General features: G+C 39.0%; 1 protein-coding gene. It reads right to left on the reverse strand.

Going from position 1 to position 385, the window contains the following annotated elements:
* On the reverse strand, positions 1–385 hold a 385-nt coding region (locus EVJ21_RS15305), incomplete at both ends, for a restriction endonuclease subunit S (RefSeq protein ID WP_131490805.1).

Genomic DNA, 385 nt, shown 5'->3' on the forward strand with positions numbered 1-385 from the left:
GTATTCGTATTGTTTCTGGCGCAACTCGATTTCACGCGGAAGACCTTCGGTGATGGAGTTAGTCAGTGTGTCGAATTTGTCGAGTATTTCGACAATGCGAGCTTGTTCCTTAAGTGATTTTTCGTGATCTTTAGGATATGGAACCGGAATCATAATTTTTGAAAAACAATTAATGAGTAGTGTATTAACTTTTGTTCTGGCTACATACTTTGCTTTTTCAGAAATAAACGAATCGGTTTGCATGTAATAGGAAATAAATTTTGGATTCAAAGAATGTCGAAAAGCATAACAGTGATCATGAATAGCGATATCGTCATCCCCAAGCCATGCCACTGCTTTACCAACGTCTTCTACAGTCTCCCCCACGTCAGTTATCACGACATCT

This window comes from Exiguobacterium sp. SH0S2, assembly GCF_004337185.1.
In the GTDB taxonomy this organism is placed as follows: Bacteria; Bacillota; Bacilli; order Exiguobacteriales; family Exiguobacteriaceae; genus Exiguobacterium; species Exiguobacterium aurantiacum_A.